The following is a 15117-nucleotide window of genomic DNA, read 5'->3' as shown; positions in this document are numbered from 1 at the left end:
GTGTAGGCCCACCGGCTTGCCGCCACGATGTGGCTCAGGTAGGCCGAAAGACCATTCTGGCATGTGAAATGGTTGTACTTTGGCCGATAACCTCTTGCTACAAAGACGCGAGCTTAGGAATTTATTGCTTCGTCATGCCAAATTATGACACAAAATTAACGCTAAAAGGGTACTTTCAGCCACACAATGCGCCAATAGATTGTCAGACCCTTTGACAAATACAGTATACAAACTGCAATATAGCGCGCCGCCAAATGGCGGCTTTACCCTTTGCAAACCAGCAAGTTACAAACAGCGGTCTCAAAGGGTGGCCCAGCGAGCATTTATCACGATGTTCTAATTTGAAAAATGACATTCTAATTAGAAAATTTTCCGCTTTCATTGCGGAACTTGCTGTGGCTATCATCGTCGCGCCCCCCACGAAGGGACGTGGACAACAACAAGTACACAAAGCACCGAACAAACAGGTGTTCTCTCGAGTAGCACAAGGAACTATCAATGACCACACAAGCCCATCCGCGCGGCAGGAACATGTCCAAGGCTGCACAAGCCCATCCTGGCGGTTTGTACCTGCTCTTCGTCACGGAGATGTGGGAACGCTTCAGCTATTACGGCATGCGCGCCATCTTCGTCCTGTTCATGATCAAGGCGTTGCTGTTCGACAAGGCCCACGCTTCGGACATCTACGGGACCTATACCGGTCTGGTCTACCTGACCCCGCTGATCGGCGGCTATATTGCCGACCGCTACTGGGGCAACCGTCGTTCGATCATCGCTGGCGGCGTGCTGATGGCGATCGGCCAGTTCATGCTGTTCTTCTCCGGCTCGATGCACGCCGGCAATGCGCAGATGGCATCGGGACTGCTGTATGGCGGCCTGGGCTTCCTGATCGCCGGTAACGGCCTGTTCAAGCCGAACATCTCGTCGATGGTCGGCCAGCTCTACCCGAAAGGCGACAAGCGCGTCGACTCCGCGTTCACCATCTTCTATATGGGCATCAACGCCGGCTCGCTGATCGCGCCGATCGTCTGCGGCTCGCTCGGTGACACCGGCAACCCGGCCGACTTCAAATGGGGCTTCATGGCGGCCGGCTTCGGCATGCTGCTGAGCCTGGTGGTGTTCAGCCTGTTCAAGAACAAATACCTGGTCGACCCGCAGGGCAAGCCGATCGGCATGGCGCCGAAGCGCCATCACGAGAGCGGCGAGAAGGTGGTTCACGCTCCGCTGACCCGTGTCGAGAAGGAGCGCCTGGCGGTAATCCTGATCGTGTCGGCGTTCGTGATCTTCTTCTGGTCGGCGTTCGAGCAGGCCGGCGCGTCGCTGACCTTCTTCGCCGAAGAGCAGACCAACCGCAACCTGATGGGCCATGTGATCCCAGCGTCGTTCTTCCAGTCGATCAACCCGATCGCGGTGGTGATCTTCGCCCCGGTATTCGCGTGGATCTGGACCAAACTCGGCCAACGCAACAACGAACCGAGCTCGCCGGTGAAGATGGCGCTAGGCCTGTTCTTCCTGGCTATCGGCTACCTGGTAATCGCCTTCGGCGTCGACGGCCTCGCACCGGGCGTGAAGGTGAGCATGATGTGGCTGACCAGCCTGTACGTGCTGCACACCTTCGGTGAGCTGTGCCTGTCGCCGATCGGCCTGTCGCTGGTAGTGAAACTGTCACCAGTACGCTTCACCAGCCTGATGATGGGTATCTGGTTCCTGTCGAACTCGGCCGCCAATAAGTTCGCCGGTACGCTGTCCGAGCTATACCCGGACCCGGCCAAGCCGATCCCGCACTTCCTCGGCTACGCGATCACCAACCTGCACGACTTCTTCATGCTGTTCGTGATGATGGCCGGCGCGGCATCGCTGATCCTGTTCCTGCTGTCGATGAAGCTGAAGAAGATGATGAACGGCCTGAGCTGATTCATTGCTTCGCTACACGAAAAACGCCACCCAAGGGTGGCGTTTTTTCATGGCTACTCGCCGGCTGAGTCAGACGCTCGGCCATTGGAGTGCCCACGGCGTGGCCCATTCTCCCACCAGCCGTTCGGCCAGCGTTGCGGCATTAAAATGCGCACCGGCCGACGGTGGACAGGTGAAGTTGAACGCCTCGCCATCCAATTCGAACGCCAACGCGTAGGCGTGCAGATAAGTCCGGTCGGCCGCCTCGCCACCGTAGAGCGCATCGCCAAGGATAGGCGCGCCGACGCTCTTGAGCGCCACGCGCAGCTGGTGGGTGCGGCCGGTGCGCGGCCGCAGCAGGAAGGTGCGCACGCCCGGCCCTGCCGACGTAGAGAAAAACTGCGTGACGGCTGGATTCTCGGTGCTGTGCAACAGCTTCCATGCCCCGCCGCGGCCCTTGGCCATATCGCCGCGGATCAGCCCCTGCTTCTTCTTTGGCTTGCTAGCCGACAGCGCGACGTAGAACTTGTCGATGCGGTGGGCCGCGAAGCGTTCGGCCAGGGCATTAGCGACATTGGCCGAACGGGCGACCAGGATCAACCCAGACGTCACCTTGTCGAGCCGGTGCACCGGCCACAAGGCGTCGTCGGCCAGCCCCATGCGCAGCAAGGGCAAGAGCCCTGCCTCGCCGTCCTCGGAATGGAAATTGACGCCCGGTGCCTTGTCAATCAGATAGAAGCGCGGGTCGGCGTGAACGAGGCGAAACGGTTCATTCACTGCGCGCTCTCGCGCATCCGTTCGGCCGCCTCGATGCGCATCTTCTTGCGGATTTCCGCCTCGCGGAAGCGCCTCTTGTGCGTGTCGTTCTCGAGCGTCAGCGGCGGCACCGCCACCGTCTTGCCCGACTCGTCCAGCGCCACCATCGTGAAGTAGCAGCTGTTGGTGTGGCGCACGGTGCGCGCGCGGATGTTCTCGGCGACGACCTTGATGCCGATCTCCATCGAGGTGGTGCCGACGTAGTTGACCGAGGCGAGGAAGGAGACCAGCTCGCCGACGTGGATCGGCTGCTTGAACATCACTTGGTCGACCGACAGCGTCACCACGTAGGCACCGGCGTAGCGGCTGGCGCAGGCGTAGGCCACCTGGTCGAGTAGCTTCAACAGCACGCCGCCGTGCACATTGCCGGAGAAGTTCGCCATGTCCGGGGTCATCAGCAGCGTCATCGACAACTCGCGCTGGGTTTCGGTATCCATCATCGTCCTTGTGGTGTGGGTTGCGTCCATATAGGGAATGCTACCTCAGCCGGCGTAGAATGTCGTTTTGCACCCGCCATTCAATTCGCATGAACGCCCTCTCCCGCCTGTTTGCCTATGCGCGCGACTACCGACGCGACGCGCTGCTCGCCAGCGTCTACTCGGTCGCCAACAAGTTCTTCGATATCCTGCCAGAGGTGCTGATCGGCGTCGCCGTCGACGTAGTCGTCAACAAGCAGGCATCGTTCCTGGCACGTTTCGGCATCAAGGACACCTTTGATCAGCTCGTCTGGCTCGGCGTGCTGACCGTGCTGATCTGGGGTGGCGAGTCGCTGTTCCAGTTCCTCTACGAGGTGAAGTGGCGCAACCTGGCGCAGAGTCTGCAGCACCGGCTGCGCCTGGACGCCTACCGCCATGTGCAGCAGCTCCCGCTTGGCTACTTCGAGAACAAGAGCACCGGCAACCTGATGTCCATCCTCAACGACGACATCAACCAGATGGAGCGCTTTCTCAACGGCGGCGCCAACAGCATCCTTCAGGTGACGAGCTCGTCGGTGCTGGTGAGCATCGTGTTCTTCGTGCTGGCGCCGCAGCTGGCGTGGCTGGCGCTGGCGCCGGTACCGGTGATCCTGTTCGGCACCTTCTGGTTCCAGCAGAAGCTCGCGCCGCGCTATGCGGCAGTGCGCGAATCGGCCGGGGTGATCAACGGCCGGCTCAACAACAACCTGCTGGGGCTTGCCACGATCAAGGCATTCACCGCCGAGGAGTTCGAGGCCGAGCATATCCGCGAGGCGAGCGAGCGCTACCGCACCACCAATGCCCGCGCGATCCGGCTGGCCGCCGCGATCACCCCGGTGATCCGCATGGCGATCCTGGCGGGCTTCGTCACCACTCTGGTGTACGGCGGCTGGCTGACCACACACGGCGAGCTCGGTGTCGGCAGTTACAGCGTGCTGGTCTACCTGACCCAGCGGCTACTGTGGCCGTTCACCGGCCTTGCCGAGATTGCCGACCTGTACCAGCGCTCGATGGCGTCGATCGACCGGGTGCTCAATGTGCTGAACGTGCCGATCGCGATCGCCTACGAGGGAGAAAGGTTGGTCGAAGCGCCGCGTGGTGCGCTGGCGTTCGAGCGGGTCAATTTCGGCTACGGCGGCACACCGACCTTGCATGACATTGATCTCGCCGTGCCGGCTGGGCAAACCGTGGCGTTTGTCGGCTCGACCGGCTCGGGCAAGAGCACACTGATCAAGCTGCTGCTGCGCTTCTACCATGCCGACAGCGGCGTAATCCGCCTCGACGGCCGCGACATCACCACGCTGCACCTGTCCGATCTGCGCCGCGCGATCGGCTACGTCAGCCAGGACGTGTTCCTGACAGACGGCAGCGTCGCAGACAACATCGCCTACGGTCAGCCGAATGCACCGCGTGCCGCGGTCGAAGCCGCCGCCCGCGCAGCCGAGGCACACGAGTTCATCACCCGCCTGCCGCAGGGCTACGACACGCCGATCGGCGAACGCGGCCAGAAGCTGTCCGGTGGCCAACGCCAACGCCTGGCGCTGGCGCGCGCCATCCTGAAGGATCCGGCTATCCTGGTGCTCGACGAAGCGACCAGCGCGGTCGACAACGAGACCGAGGCGGCAATCCAGCGTTCGCTTGCCCATGTGTCGGCGGGCCGCACCACACTGGTGATTGCACACCGGCTGTCGACCATCCGCCACGCCCACACTATCCACGTGCTGGAGCAGGGCCGTGTGGTGGAGAGTGGCACGCATGAGTCGCTCCTGACGGCCGGAGGCGTCTATGCCGGCCTGTGGCGCTTGCAGACCGGTGAACTCGACGCGGCAGAACTTACTGCGATGTGAGCAGGCCACACTCAGTCCGGGACAAACTGCAACCTGGATCAGCCATTTGTGTTAGCAAACGTTAAGGCTTACCGAATAAATTATTGATTTTTAACAAAATAAAATCACACCATGTCTTCGACACGAAAATATCGAACTGGCAGCCGAGTAAAATTACCGTATGCTTATGGTCAATTGGCCACCCTAGGACGTGGCGGCCATGCCGACTGACCGGGTTCACCCCCTTCTCCATGGAGTCAAGAACACAATGCAACTCACCCGCCCCGCCCTCGTTTTTGCCGTTGTCGGTGCCCTGGCCGCCAGCGCCTGCACCACCAACCCGCAAACCGGCCAGAGTGAGATGAGCAAGACCGCGATGTATGGTCTCAGCGCCGCCGCTGCCTGTGGCATCGTTGGCGGGCTGACTCACGGCTCGCGCGGCGCACGCAATGCTGCACTCGGCTGCGGCGCAGTCGGTGCCGGCGTCGGTGCCTACATGGACTACCAGGAAAAACTGCTGCGAGACAAGCTAGCCAATACGCAGGTGCAGGTACAACGCGTCGGCGACCAGATCAAGCTGGTGATGCCTGAGAACATCACCTTCCCGGTGAACAGGTACGACGTGAACACCGGGGCGCAAAAGACGCTGGGCGACGTGGCCGGTGTACTGACCCAATACCCTGACACCACCATCACCGTCTCTGGCCATACCGACAGCACTGGCACCGCCCAGTACAACCAGACACTGTCGCAGCGCCGTGCCCAGGCCGTAGCAGGCATCCTGGAGAACCGCGGCGTCGCCACACCGCGGGTCAATGCAGTAGGCTACGGCCCAGCCCAGCCGGTCGCCGACAACACGACTGCCGCGGGTCGCGCAAAGAACCGCCGCGTCGAGATCCTGATCAATCCGAAGACCGCTTGATCGTCCGCGCATCCGGCTACACAAAACCGCCCTCTCGGGCTAATGCCGTTCACTTAAGCCGTTCAGTCCGGTTTTTAGCTTCGAAGAACGCTTGGAAGTAACAAAAAAGCACCGTTTTTCCACCTTGGTGGGCGGTGCTTTTTCCTTAAGTGAACGGCATTAGCCCTCTCGGGCGGTTTTTTATTGCCAACGCTGGACGAACGCTCCCACCCTTCAGGGCAGTAACAACGGATCCGGATTGGTCAGCGCCGTCAGCACATGGTCGCGCCAGGCACCGTTGAGGAACAGGTAGTCGCGCGCCAGCCCTTCGATGCGGAAACCACAGCGCGCCAGCAGCCGGGCGCTGCGCTCGTTGTCGGGCTGGTAGTTGGCCATGAGGCGGTGCAAGCGCAGCGTATCGAGGGCGAACGCCAGGACCGCCGTCAGCCCTTCATGCATCAGCCCCTGCCCCTCGTACCTCGCGTCGATCCGGTAGCCGAGATAGGCCGCCTGGAACACGCCGCGCACGATCTGCGACAAAGTGATCTGGCCGATGATCCGCTGCGGCTCGCCCTTGGGCGCCAACAGAAACGCCGCCCCTCGCCCCTCCTCAGCCTCGCGCTGATACTGGCGCAGCCGCAGCCCGAGATGCAGCTCGGTGAAGTAGAGCGCGTCGCGGTCAGGATCCCAGCGGGCAAAGTGGTCGCGATTAGCCAGCTCGAAAGCCAGCAGCGCCCGCGCGAAGCCGGGCTCGGCCGGCAGCAGTTCGAGCCGGGCGGTATTCAAGGTAACAAGCGGTATCGTCATGATCGGCAATGAAAAAGCGGCCCATGTGGGCCGCCTTGCAGGCGAAACGCTTTGTCGGAGCAACGACAGCGCGGCTTAGGCCTCGGTCAGCCGGGTCAGCGCCTCACGGTACTTGTCGGCGGTCTTCTGACGTACCTCAAGCGGCACGGCCGGGGCCGGCGGGGTCTTGTTCCAGCCGGTGGCTTCGAGCCAGTCGCGCACGAACTGCTTGTCGAACGACGGCGGATTGGTACCCTCGGCGTAGCTGTCGGCCGGCCAGAAGCGGCTGGAGTCCGGGGTCAGCGCCTCGTCCATCAGCACCAGCGTGCCGTCCTCGTCGAGACCGAACTCGAACTTGGTGTCGCAGATGATGATGCCGCGGCTGGCCGCGTACTCGCTGGCCGCCTTGTAGAGTGCGATCGCAGTGTCGCGCACCTTTTCGGCCAGCTCCTGGCCCACTTCCTCGGCGCAGCGCTCGAACGAGATGTTCTCGTCGTGGTCGCCCACCGCCGCTTTGGTCGACGGAGTGAAGATCGGTTCGGCCAACTTACTGGCCTCCTGCAGACCGGCCGGCAGCTGGATGCCGCACACGGTGCCGCTTTGCTGGTATTCCTTCCAGCCCGAGCCAGCCAGGTAGCCGCGCACGATCGCTTCGACCGGCACCGGCTTCAGGCGCTTGGCGACGACCGAGCGGCCATCGACCAGCGGCAGCTCGGCGGCGCTGACCACGTCGGCCGGCACGTCGCCGGTCAGGTGGTTGGGCACGATGTCCTTGAGCTTGTCAAACCAGAAGTTGGAGATCGCGGTGAGGATCTTGCCCTTCTCGGGGATCGGCTCATCGAGGATCACGTCAAACGCAGACAGGCGGTCGGTGGCGACCATCAGCATGCGCTTGGCGTCGATTTCGTACAGATCGCGCACCTTGCCCGAGTAGATTTTCTTCAGGCTGGTCAGCGTTGGAGTGGTGTTGCCGGTCATCATCAGGATCCTTCACAAGATGTTTCAGTACTTCTTTGCACGACCGCGGGGGCATCCGAACGACGAAGCCACGCACCGCGACCGCATTGATATTCGTGCCGGGTCAGCCTATCACTCCACGTCCCGGTCGAAAAAACGCATGCCGCGGTACGGCGCCTCACGGCACGCGGCAAGCCGGCTCAGCAGCGAGCCGACATGGATTTCCAGCTTGTGCCCGTCCGGGTCGAGAAAATAGAACGACTCGCCCTCACTGCGGCTGTCCTTCCACACCATGACGCCGGCCTGCATCAGGCGCTCCACCCAGGCCGGGAACTCGTCCGGCGTCGCGGTGAACGCGATGTGGCTGTAGTCCGGATGTGGCCGTTCGCCAGCCGCCGCATCGAGCGACAAGCATAGCCACAACTCACCGACAGTCAGGTAGGCGCCGCTTTCCCAGCGGGCCATCGGTTTCGCGCCAAGCAACTCGCGGTAGAACGAAAATGAACGCTCCAGGTCGCTTACCGCCAGCGTCAGGTGGTTAAGTCCAGTCAGTCGCATGGAAAAAGGCGAAACCCACTGGTTTCGCCCGGTACTCTTACAGCGTGTCCTTCAGCGCCTCGGCCTGCTCCAGCGCATCGTCGACCTTGGCCGACAGCACGGTGAAGTGGCCCATCTTGCGGCCGGGGCGCGCTGCTTTCTTGCCGTACAGGTGCAGCTTGGCGTTCGGCGCTTCGCACAGCACCGCCCAGTTCGGCTCGCCGCCGTCCTCGCGCCACACATCGCCCAGCAGGTTCACCATCACCACCGGGGACAAGAGGTCGGTCTTGCCCGGCAGCAGGCCGCACATCGTGCGCACTTGCTGCTCGAACTGGCTGGTCACGCAGGCGTCGATGGTGTAGTGGCCGGAGTTGTGCGGACGCGGCGCGATCTCGTTGACCACGACGCTGTCGTCCTCCAGCACGAAGAACTCCACCGCCAGCACGCCGACGTAGTCGAGCGCGTTCGCCAGCTGCAGCGCCATCTGCTGCACCCGGTGGGCCAACTCAGGCTCGATGCGGGCCGGCACGATGCTGACATCGAGGATGCCGTTCTCGTGACGGTTTTCCGCCACCGGGAAACAGGCCTCCTGCGCATTGGTGGTGCGGGCCACGATCGCCGACACCTCCAGCTTCAGGTCGAGCATCTTCTCGAGCACACAGGCCTGGCCGCCAAGATTGGCGTAGGCGCTACGCGCCTCTTCCGGGGTGGACACGCGCACTTGGCCCTTGCCGTCGTAGCCGAGCCGCGCGGTCTTCATGATGCCCGGCAGATAGTTGCTCAGGTCGACGTGCAGATCCTCGACCGTTTCCAGCGCCAGGAAAGGCGCGGTCGGCAGGCCGGCCTTGTTGATCCAGCTCTTTTCCAGGATACGGTTCTGCGCCACCGCCACTGCGTCGCCGGATGGGCTGACCCGGGTGTGGCCGGCCAGCCAGCGCATCGCGTCGGCGTTGACGTTTTCAAATTCAGTGGTCACCGCCGCGCAGGTCGACGCCAGCATGTGCAAGGCTTCCTGGTCATTGTACGGTGCGCACAGATGCACGTCGGCGAAGGCCGCGGCCGGGGCGTCGGCGTCCGGGTCGAGCACGGTGACGCGGTAGCCCATGGTCTTGGCAGCGGTGGCGAACATGCGACCAAGCTGGCCGCCACCCAGAATGCCGAGCATCGCCGGCGGGAGGATTGCCGCCATCACTGCACCTCCGGCAGCGCCATCGCCAGCACGGTCTGCTTCTGCTTCTCGCGGAAGGCCTTGAGCGCCTCGGCCAGCTGTGGATTGCCGTTGGCCAGTTGCGCCACCGCGAACAGCGCCGCATTGGCTGCACCGGCCTCACCGATCGCGAAGGTGGCGACCGGGATGCCCTTGGGCATCTGCACGATGGACAGCAGCGAGTCTTCGCCGCGCAGGTATTTGGACGGAACCGGCACGCCCAGCACCGGCAGGTGGGTCTTGGCGGCCAGCATGCCCGGCAGGTGAGCCGCGCCGCCGGCGCCGGCGATAATGGCCTTCAGGCCGCGCGCTTCGGCGGTTTCGGCGTATTCGAACAACAGATCAGGAGTGCGGTGGGCGGAGACCACGCGCGTTTCGAAAGCGACACCGAAGTCTTTCAGCACGCGCGCAGCGTGCTGCATGACTTCCCAGTCGCTGTTGCTACCCATCACGATGCCAACGTCGATCATGGTGCAGAGCCCATTCGCTGATTGAGGAAGCCCGGCATTTTACCCGATTTTTGCCGAATGACGGGGGCTTCGCCGCCATAGGGCACCTATTCCACCTATAAAATCTTTCTTCAAATCAAGATTTTATAGGTGAAGTATAGTCACTCGCCAAACCGCTGCCCTGTCAGAACGGCCGGCAGCGCGGCTGTAACGCTTACATATGCTTGAGCTGTTCCTTGGCCTTCACCGCTGCGGCGCTGCTCGGATAGAGCTTGATCAGACGGCGCAGCGTGTTCTTGGCCACGTCGATCTGGTCGAGGTCGCGCTGGCAGTTGGCGACGTTGCGCAGCGCGTCGGGCGCCTTCGGATTGCTCGGATACTGCTCGACGAAGCGGCGATGGATCTCGATCGCGGCATCGTACTGGCGCAGCGCGGTATGCGCGACGCCGAGCCAGTAGGTGGCGTCCGGCACCTGCGGCGAAGTCGGGTTGGCATCGATGAAGCCCTTCAGCGCGCCGACCGCCTTCTCAAAGTCGCGGTTGCGCAAGAGCCCGATCGCCTTGTCGTAATCGGGGCTCGCCTGGGCAGTGCCGGCGTTGCTGCCCGCGTTGGCCGCGCTACCGCTGCCCCCATCGGCCGAAGCGCCGGTCGCACCACCGGCTGCCGCCGGGGCGTGGCCCTCAAGTTTGGCCACGCGACTGTCGAGGTCGTTATAGAGGTCGTTCTGGCGCTTCTGCGTGGTCTGCAGGTTGTAGTTCATCACCTCGGACTCGCCGCGCAGCTTGGCCACCTCGGCCTTCAGGCTTTCTACCTGGCTGACCATCTCCAGTAGCTTCTCGTTGGACAGCTTGGACTCGATGGTGCTCAGCCGCGTCTGGGCCTGCTTGTTGACGGTGTCGATCTGGCGACGCGTATCTTCGATATCGCTGGTGGTGGCGCAGCCGGCCAGCAGGCTGGCCAGCAGCACGGCCGAAACCGCTGCTTTCATGTCTTTTTCCCCCTTGGGCCTGTCAGGCATCGGCTCCGGCTCGAAGCCGATGCCTGATAAGCCCAGTATGTACAAACTGGCCGGGTGCTCGCGCGTCCCCGGCCAGTATTTTGTCATACCCGAGCCTTATTGGCCTTGGTAGACGATGTCATCACGACGGTTTTCGGCGTAGTCGGCGTCGCTGCTGCCGTTAGACTTCGGCTTTTCCTTGCCGTAGCTGATCGCTTCGATCTGGCTGTCCTTGGCGCCGAGCACCTGCATCGCGTTCTTCACGCTTTCGGCACGACGCTGGCCCAGTGCCAGGTTGTACTCGCGGCTGCCGCGCGAGTCGGTGTTGCCCTGGACCTGCAGTTTGCGGTCCGGGTGGGCGGCGAGGTAAGCGGCGTGCGCTTCAACGGTCGGCTTCTCGGACGAGCGGACCGACGAAGAGTCGAAATCGAAGTACACGTTGCGCTTGGCCAGCTGGCTGTTCGGGTCGTTCAACGGATCGACCGCACCGCCCTGCTGTGCGCCGGCGGTGGCGCCGCTGTTTGCCCCGCTACCCGAGGCAACAGGCGCCGTTGCAGCCGGATCCATCGGTTTGGTACTCGAGCATGCGGCCAATGCGAGGACAGTGGCAGCACCCAGAGCAAGCTGTTTCCAGTTCATGCTTGTTCTCCTTATTAACGTTACGGATTACTTGACGGCCCCCAGGCCGGGTCTTGCACGCTGCCGTTGATCACGGCGAGCTTCACGCGACTGCCGCCATCGGTCGTGGCAGCGTAGAGCACGCTCTTCCCCCCCTGATCGCTGGCATATAGCACCAGCTGACCGTTGGGAGCGTAGCTCGGTCGCTCGTTGTAGCTGCCGTCGGACAGCACGCGGCTGTCGTTGTTCCCGAAGGTTTGGATCATCACCCGGAAGCGACCGCCTTCGCGGCGGATGTAGGTGAAGCTCTTGCCGTCCGGCGACACCTTCGGCGACACGTTGTAGCTGCCTGCATAGGTGAGGCGCTGTGGCTCGCCGCCGTTGGCCGCAATGCGGTAGATCTGCGGGCCGCCGGCACGGTCGGACACGAACAGGATGCTGCCGCCGTCCGGGCTCCAGGTCGGCTCGGTATCGATCGCGCTGCTGTGCGTCAGGCGTCGCGGCGAACCGCCATTCGCCGGCACGATGTAAACCTGCGAGTTGCCGCTGGTGGTCAGCGTCACTGCCAAGTGCGTGCCATCCGGACTCCATGCGGGGGCGGAATTGCTGCCCTTGAAGTTGGCGACCATGCGGCGCTGGCCAGTGGCCAGGTCCTGCACCCACACGACCGGCTTCTTGGTCTCGAACGATACGTAGGCAAGCTTGTTGCCGTCCGGCGACCACGACGGCGAGATGATCGGCTCCTTCGAGCGCAGCACGGTGCGCGCACGGCCGCCGTCCACGTCGGCCACCTGGAGGTGGTATTCCGAGCCCATCTTCTGCACGTACACGATGCGGGTATTGAAGATGCCCTTCTGGCCGGTGATCGCCTCGTAGATCATGTTGGCGATGGTGTGCGCCACGTCGCGGGCGCGGTCGGCGCCGACGGTGAACTGGCCGGAAGTCAGCGTCTTCTTCTGCGCTACGTCCTGCAGCGCGAAGCTGATGCGGAACTGGCCGCCAGTCGGCACGACGCTGCCGACCGCAACCAATTGCGCTCCAGCCGCCTGCCACAGCGGGTACTTCACGTCGGCCGCGGAGAACGGCACGTTGGCGACACCCTCGGTCGGCACCATCCGGAACACGCCGGACAGAGACAGGTCGTTCTTGATGGTCGGCGTCAGCGCCTCGTTGACGCCGCTGGTCTCGCTCTTGAACGGCACGACAGCGATGGCATGCTGGTTGCTGCCGCCGCCGACGATCTCGATGGTCATGTCCTCGGCACGAGCCCCCAAGGGCAGCAGCACCGCCAGAAAGGCCATCCACAGCCAGCGGCGGTCTTTCAGGAAAAACGCTAGTTGCATCACAGTCCTCTAATCGGCTAGCCCCGCTCAGTGGGGGCGGAAAATCAGGTTGAACGAGCGGAACAGCCCCGGGTCGGCACCGGCTGGGCGCGGCGGGAAGTTGCCCGCCTCGCGGATGGCTCGCTGCACCGCTTCGTCATAGGCGGTGTTGCCGCTACTCTTGACCAGGGTGACACTGCTCACGCTCATGTCGGGCAACACACGTACTCGCACTTCGACCGCCGGATTGCCCTGCATGCTGTCCGGTATCTGCACCAGCGGCCGAATCCGCGCGACCACCTGCGACTTGTAGCCGCTCAGGTTGACCCCATTGCCCGAGGCCGATCCGCCGGCGACACCGGTCGAGCCGCCCGCCTGGTCGATCTTGGCGTTGCCCTTGCGGGTGGTGTTGGTGCTATCGAGCGACGACAAGAGGTCATCGGCCTCGTTGTTGTAGCGCGGCGCGGTCTTGGTGCCCTTGCCTGACGGGTGTTCCTTGGCCTTGGCCATCGGCTTCGGCGTTTCGACCGGAGCCGGTTTCGGCTTGGCCTTTTCCTGCGGCTTTTCCGGTGCCGGAGCCGGCTTTTTCTCGACCGGCGCCTTCTCGGCCAGATGCTTCTCGATTGGCTTCTTCTCGACGGGCTTCTTCTCGGGCGGCGGCGGCTCGACCGGTTTGGGCACCGGTTTGTGTTTCACCTCGGGCTGCGGCTTCGGCTCCACCAGCTTGTGGTGCTTGGGCTCCTGCTTGCCCAGCTTGACCTCGGCATCGCGGGTATCGAGCGGCGGGGCCGGCTCGGGTGCAGGGGCTGGCTCGGGCTTCGCCACCGGCGCCGGCGCGACCTTGACCGCTTCGCTCGGAGGTGGTGGCGGCGCGCTGGTCCACAACTCGACCGCGGCCGGCAACGCCTCGGTCACTGGCGGCTGACGGAAATTGGCCCAGATCAGCCCGCCGATCAGCAATAGGTGCAGCCCGATCGAGGCCGCCAGCGGCCAGCGTGGGGGGTTGGCATTGCGGCGGACCATCATTTGGCAGTCTTCACCACCAAGGCGACTTTCTTCACGCCGACTTCATGCAGGGCGTTGACCACCTGTACCACGGCGTCGTACTTCAGGTCCTTGCCGGCCGAGACGGCGACCGGACGATCGCCGGCGGTGGCGCTCGGTGCGGCCTGCTTGAGCTCATCGAGGCTGGCGAGCGTGTGGCTCTCGCCCTCATCGCTGAGCTTATAGGTGCCGTCGGCATTGACGATTACCTCGATCGGGCGCGCATCGGCGGACTTGGCGTGCGATACGCTCGGCACGTCGATCACGCCCGGCGTGAACATTGGGGCGGTGACCATGAAAATAACGAGGAGCACCAGCATCACGTCGATGTAGGGCACCACGTTCATCTGATTCATCAGGCGGCGGGGGCGACGATTAAGCATATTCAATAATGCAGAGGCGACCGGACCATAATAGCACCCGTCGCGAGGGGTTCGATGACAGAAGGAAAAGACCGGGCAGTACGCAAGAAAGTTCAGCACCGGAAGTAAATTCGGCCAACCGGGTAGGGCTGGCCGAATAAACATGCAAATGGTATTGCCAGAATCAGCGCCGGATCAGCAAGGTCAGGCCGTCGCCGATCGGTAAGGTGACAGGATGAACACGCGCGTCATTGACGAGCCGGGCGTTGAACTCATGAAGGATATGTACGCCTGGCGGGTCTTCCGGCTTCGGTTCTACGACGCGACCGCTGAGAAACACATTATCGATGGCGATGACGCCGCCGGGGCGCACCAGCTGCAGACAGGCCTCGAAATAAGCCGGATAGGATGGCTTGTCGGCATCGATGAATGCCATGTCGAACCGACCGGTCTCGCCAGCAGCGAGCAGTTCGGCCAGCGTCTTCTGCGCCGGCTGCAACACCAGCCGGATCCGTTCGGCGACGCCGGCCTTCTCCCAGTAGCGGCGCGCCACCCGAGTGAACTCGTCGCTGACGTCGCAGGCGACGATCTCGCCGTCCGGTGGCAGCGCCTGCATCACGGCCAGGCTGCTGTAACCGGTGAACACGCCGATCTCGAGGTAGCGGCGCGCGCCGATCAAGCGCGCGAGCCAGCCGAGCAGTTGGCCCTGCTCCGGGGCGATCTGCATCTTGGCCAGACGATGGCCGGCGTTCTCCTCGCGCAGCTCGCGCAAGAGCGGCGATTCGGTCACACCGATGGTCAGGAGATAATCGGACAGCGTCGTGTCGAGGGAGAGTGTTTGTCGGGTCATGCCAGATCCTCGGCGCCCTCCCCCTGCGATCACCGGCAAGGGTTAGGACAGCTCCAAAAACAAACGCCCGCAAGCGGGCGTCAACGTTGGCCGAACG

At 63.2% G+C, this 15117-nt stretch carries 16 protein-coding genes; 3 read left to right on the top strand and 13 right to left on the bottom strand.

Features of this window, described 5'->3' with window-relative positions:
* Positions 1–498: 498 nt before the first annotated feature.
* Positions 499–1914, top strand: coding sequence for a peptide MFS transporter (locus QU481_RS03395; protein ID WP_289828486.1), 1416 nt, complete (start codon positions 499–501; stop codon positions 1912–1914).
* Between the two features lie 69 nt (positions 1915–1983).
* On the opposite strand, the gene QU481_RS03390 is transcribed toward QU481_RS03395, so the two are convergent.
* Together QU481_RS03390 and QU481_RS03385 are read right to left on the bottom strand one after the other, a co-directional pair.
* Entirely contained in the window at positions 1984–2670 is a 687-nt protein-coding gene (locus tag QU481_RS03390; RefSeq protein WP_289828485.1) for a TIGR01621 family pseudouridine synthase, read from the bottom strand.
* Positions 2667–3149, bottom strand: a complete 483-nt coding sequence (locus tag QU481_RS03385; RefSeq protein WP_289828484.1) for an acyl-CoA thioesterase — start codon at positions 3147–3149, stop codon at positions 2667–2669. The genes QU481_RS03390 and QU481_RS03385 overlap by 4 nt, the downstream gene beginning before the upstream one ends.
* An 86-nt stretch (positions 3150–3235) precedes the next feature.
* On the opposite strand from QU481_RS03385, the gene QU481_RS03380 reads away from it, so the two are divergent.
* Together QU481_RS03380 and QU481_RS03375 are read left to right on the top strand one after the other, a co-directional pair.
* Positions 3236–5011, top strand: coding sequence for an ABC transporter ATP-binding protein (locus QU481_RS03380; protein ID WP_289828483.1), 1776 nt, complete (start codon positions 3236–3238; stop codon positions 5009–5011).
* 247 nt (positions 5012–5258) lie between these two features.
* Positions 5259–5912, top strand: coding sequence for a YiaD family glycine zipper/OmpA-like lipoprotein (locus tag QU481_RS03375; RefSeq protein ID WP_289828482.1), 654 nt, complete (start codon positions 5259–5261; stop codon positions 5910–5912).
* A gap of 213 nt (positions 5913–6125) precedes the next feature.
* On the opposite strand, the gene QU481_RS03370 is transcribed toward QU481_RS03375, so the two are convergent.
* The 11 genes from QU481_RS03370 to QU481_RS03320 form a co-directional block, all read right to left on the bottom strand.
* Positions 6126–6698, bottom strand: coding sequence for a GNAT family N-acetyltransferase (locus QU481_RS03370; RefSeq protein WP_289828481.1), 573 nt, complete (start codon positions 6696–6698; stop codon positions 6126–6128).
* Between the two features lie 75 nt (positions 6699–6773).
* Positions 6774–7655, bottom strand: a complete 882-nt coding sequence (locus tag QU481_RS03365) for a phosphoribosylaminoimidazolesuccinocarboxamide synthase (protein WP_289828480.1) — start codon at positions 7653–7655, stop codon at positions 6774–6776.
* A gap of 111 nt (positions 7656–7766) precedes the next feature.
* Positions 7767–8192, bottom strand: coding sequence for a fosfomycin resistance glutathione transferase (gene fos / locus QU481_RS03360; RefSeq protein WP_289828479.1), 426 nt, complete (start codon positions 8190–8192; stop codon positions 7767–7769).
* Between the two features lie 37 nt (positions 8193–8229).
* Positions 8230–9360 carry a 5-(carboxyamino)imidazole ribonucleotide synthase gene (locus tag QU481_RS03355; protein ID WP_289828478.1) on the bottom strand — a complete coding sequence of 377 codons (1131 nt, stop codon included), beginning with the start codon at positions 9358–9360 and terminating at the stop codon, positions 8230–8232.
* Complete coding sequence (gene purE, locus QU481_RS03350; protein WP_289828477.1) at positions 9360–9848, bottom strand: 5-(carboxyamino)imidazole ribonucleotide mutase; 489 nt, start codon at positions 9846–9848, stop codon at positions 9360–9362. The genes QU481_RS03355 and purE overlap by 1 nt, the downstream gene beginning before the upstream one ends.
* A 193-nt stretch (positions 9849–10041) precedes the next feature.
* Complete coding sequence (ybgF, locus tag QU481_RS03345) at positions 10042–10815, bottom strand: tol-pal system protein YbgF (RefSeq protein WP_289828476.1); 774 nt, start codon at positions 10813–10815, stop codon at positions 10042–10044.
* A gap of 126 nt (positions 10816–10941) precedes the next feature.
* Entirely contained in the window at positions 10942–11463 is a 522-nt protein-coding gene (pal, locus tag QU481_RS03340; protein WP_289828475.1) for a peptidoglycan-associated lipoprotein Pal, read from the bottom strand.
* Positions 11464–11483: 20 nt separating this feature from the next.
* Positions 11484–12785, bottom strand: a complete 1302-nt coding sequence (gene tolB, locus QU481_RS03335) for a Tol-Pal system beta propeller repeat protein TolB (protein WP_289828474.1) — start codon at positions 12783–12785, stop codon at positions 11484–11486.
* A 27-nt stretch (positions 12786–12812) separates the two neighbouring features.
* A complete protein-coding gene (tolA, locus tag QU481_RS03330) occupies positions 12813–13790 on the bottom strand; it encodes a cell envelope integrity protein TolA (RefSeq protein WP_289828473.1) in 978 nt (325 codons plus the stop codon).
* Entirely contained in the window at positions 13787–14191 is a 405-nt protein-coding gene (locus QU481_RS03325) for a biopolymer transporter ExbD (protein WP_289828472.1), read from the bottom strand. The genes tolA and QU481_RS03325 overlap by 4 nt, the downstream gene beginning before the upstream one ends.
* A gap of 163 nt (positions 14192–14354) precedes the next feature.
* A complete protein-coding gene (locus tag QU481_RS03320) occupies positions 14355–15020 on the bottom strand; it encodes an O-methyltransferase (protein WP_289828471.1) in 666 nt (221 codons plus the stop codon).
* Positions 15021–15117 lie beyond the last annotated feature (97 nt).

Origin of the sequence: Crenobacter oryzisoli, assembly GCF_030385785.1 — a bacterium.
Classification (GTDB): Bacteria; Pseudomonadota; Gammaproteobacteria; order Burkholderiales; family Chromobacteriaceae; genus Crenobacter_A; species Crenobacter_A oryzisoli.
The sequence above is the reverse complement of the archived record's forward strand: the minus strand, read 5'-3'. Positions and strand labels throughout refer to the sequence as shown.

Excerpts from the sequence above, each read along its gene's own strand:
- QU481_RS03320 (WP_289828471.1), bottom strand. The coding sequence starts at position 15,020 with ATGACCCGACAAACACTCTCCCTCGACACGACGCTGTCCGATTATCTC.
- fos (WP_289828479.1), bottom strand. The coding sequence starts at position 8,192 with ATGCGACTGACTGGACTTAACCACCTGACGCTGGCGGTAAGCGACCTG.
- purE (WP_289828477.1), bottom strand. The coding sequence starts at position 9,848 with ATGATCGACGTTGGCATCGTGATGGGTAGCAACAGCGACTGGGAAGTC.
- QU481_RS03380 (WP_289828483.1), top strand. The coding sequence starts at position 3,236 with ATGAACGCCCTCTCCCGCCTGTTTGCCTATGCGCGCGACTACCGACGC.
- QU481_RS03395 (WP_289828486.1), top strand. The coding sequence starts at position 499 with ATGACCACACAAGCCCATCCGCGCGGCAGGAACATGTCCAAGGCTGCA.
- QU481_RS03375 (WP_289828482.1), top strand. The coding sequence starts at position 5,259 with ATGCAACTCACCCGCCCCGCCCTCGTTTTTGCCGTTGTCGGTGCCCTG.
- QU481_RS03365 (WP_289828480.1), bottom strand. The coding sequence starts at position 7,655 with ATGACCGGCAACACCACTCCAACGCTGACCAGCCTGAAGAAAATCTAC.
- pal (WP_289828475.1), bottom strand. The coding sequence starts at position 11,463 with ATGAACTGGAAACAGCTTGCTCTGGGTGCTGCCACTGTCCTCGCATTG.
- QU481_RS03325 (WP_289828472.1), bottom strand. The coding sequence starts at position 14,191 with ATGCTTAATCGTCGCCCCCGCCGCCTGATGAATCAGATGAACGTGGTG.
- QU481_RS03355 (WP_289828478.1), bottom strand. The coding sequence starts at position 9,360 with ATGGCGGCAATCCTCCCGCCGGCGATGCTCGGCATTCTGGGTGGCGGC.
- tolA (WP_289828473.1), bottom strand. The coding sequence starts at position 13,790 with ATGATGGTCCGCCGCAATGCCAACCCCCCACGCTGGCCGCTGGCGGCC.
- QU481_RS03385 (WP_289828484.1), bottom strand. The coding sequence starts at position 3,149 with ATGATGGATACCGAAACCCAGCGCGAGTTGTCGATGACGCTGCTGATG.
- QU481_RS03370 (WP_289828481.1), bottom strand. The coding sequence starts at position 6,698 with ATGACGATACCGCTTGTTACCTTGAATACCGCCCGGCTCGAACTGCTG.
- tolB (WP_289828474.1), bottom strand. The coding sequence starts at position 12,785 with ATGCAACTAGCGTTTTTCCTGAAAGACCGCCGCTGGCTGTGGATGGCC.
- ybgF (WP_289828476.1), bottom strand. The coding sequence starts at position 10,815 with ATGAAAGCAGCGGTTTCGGCCGTGCTGCTGGCCAGCCTGCTGGCCGGC.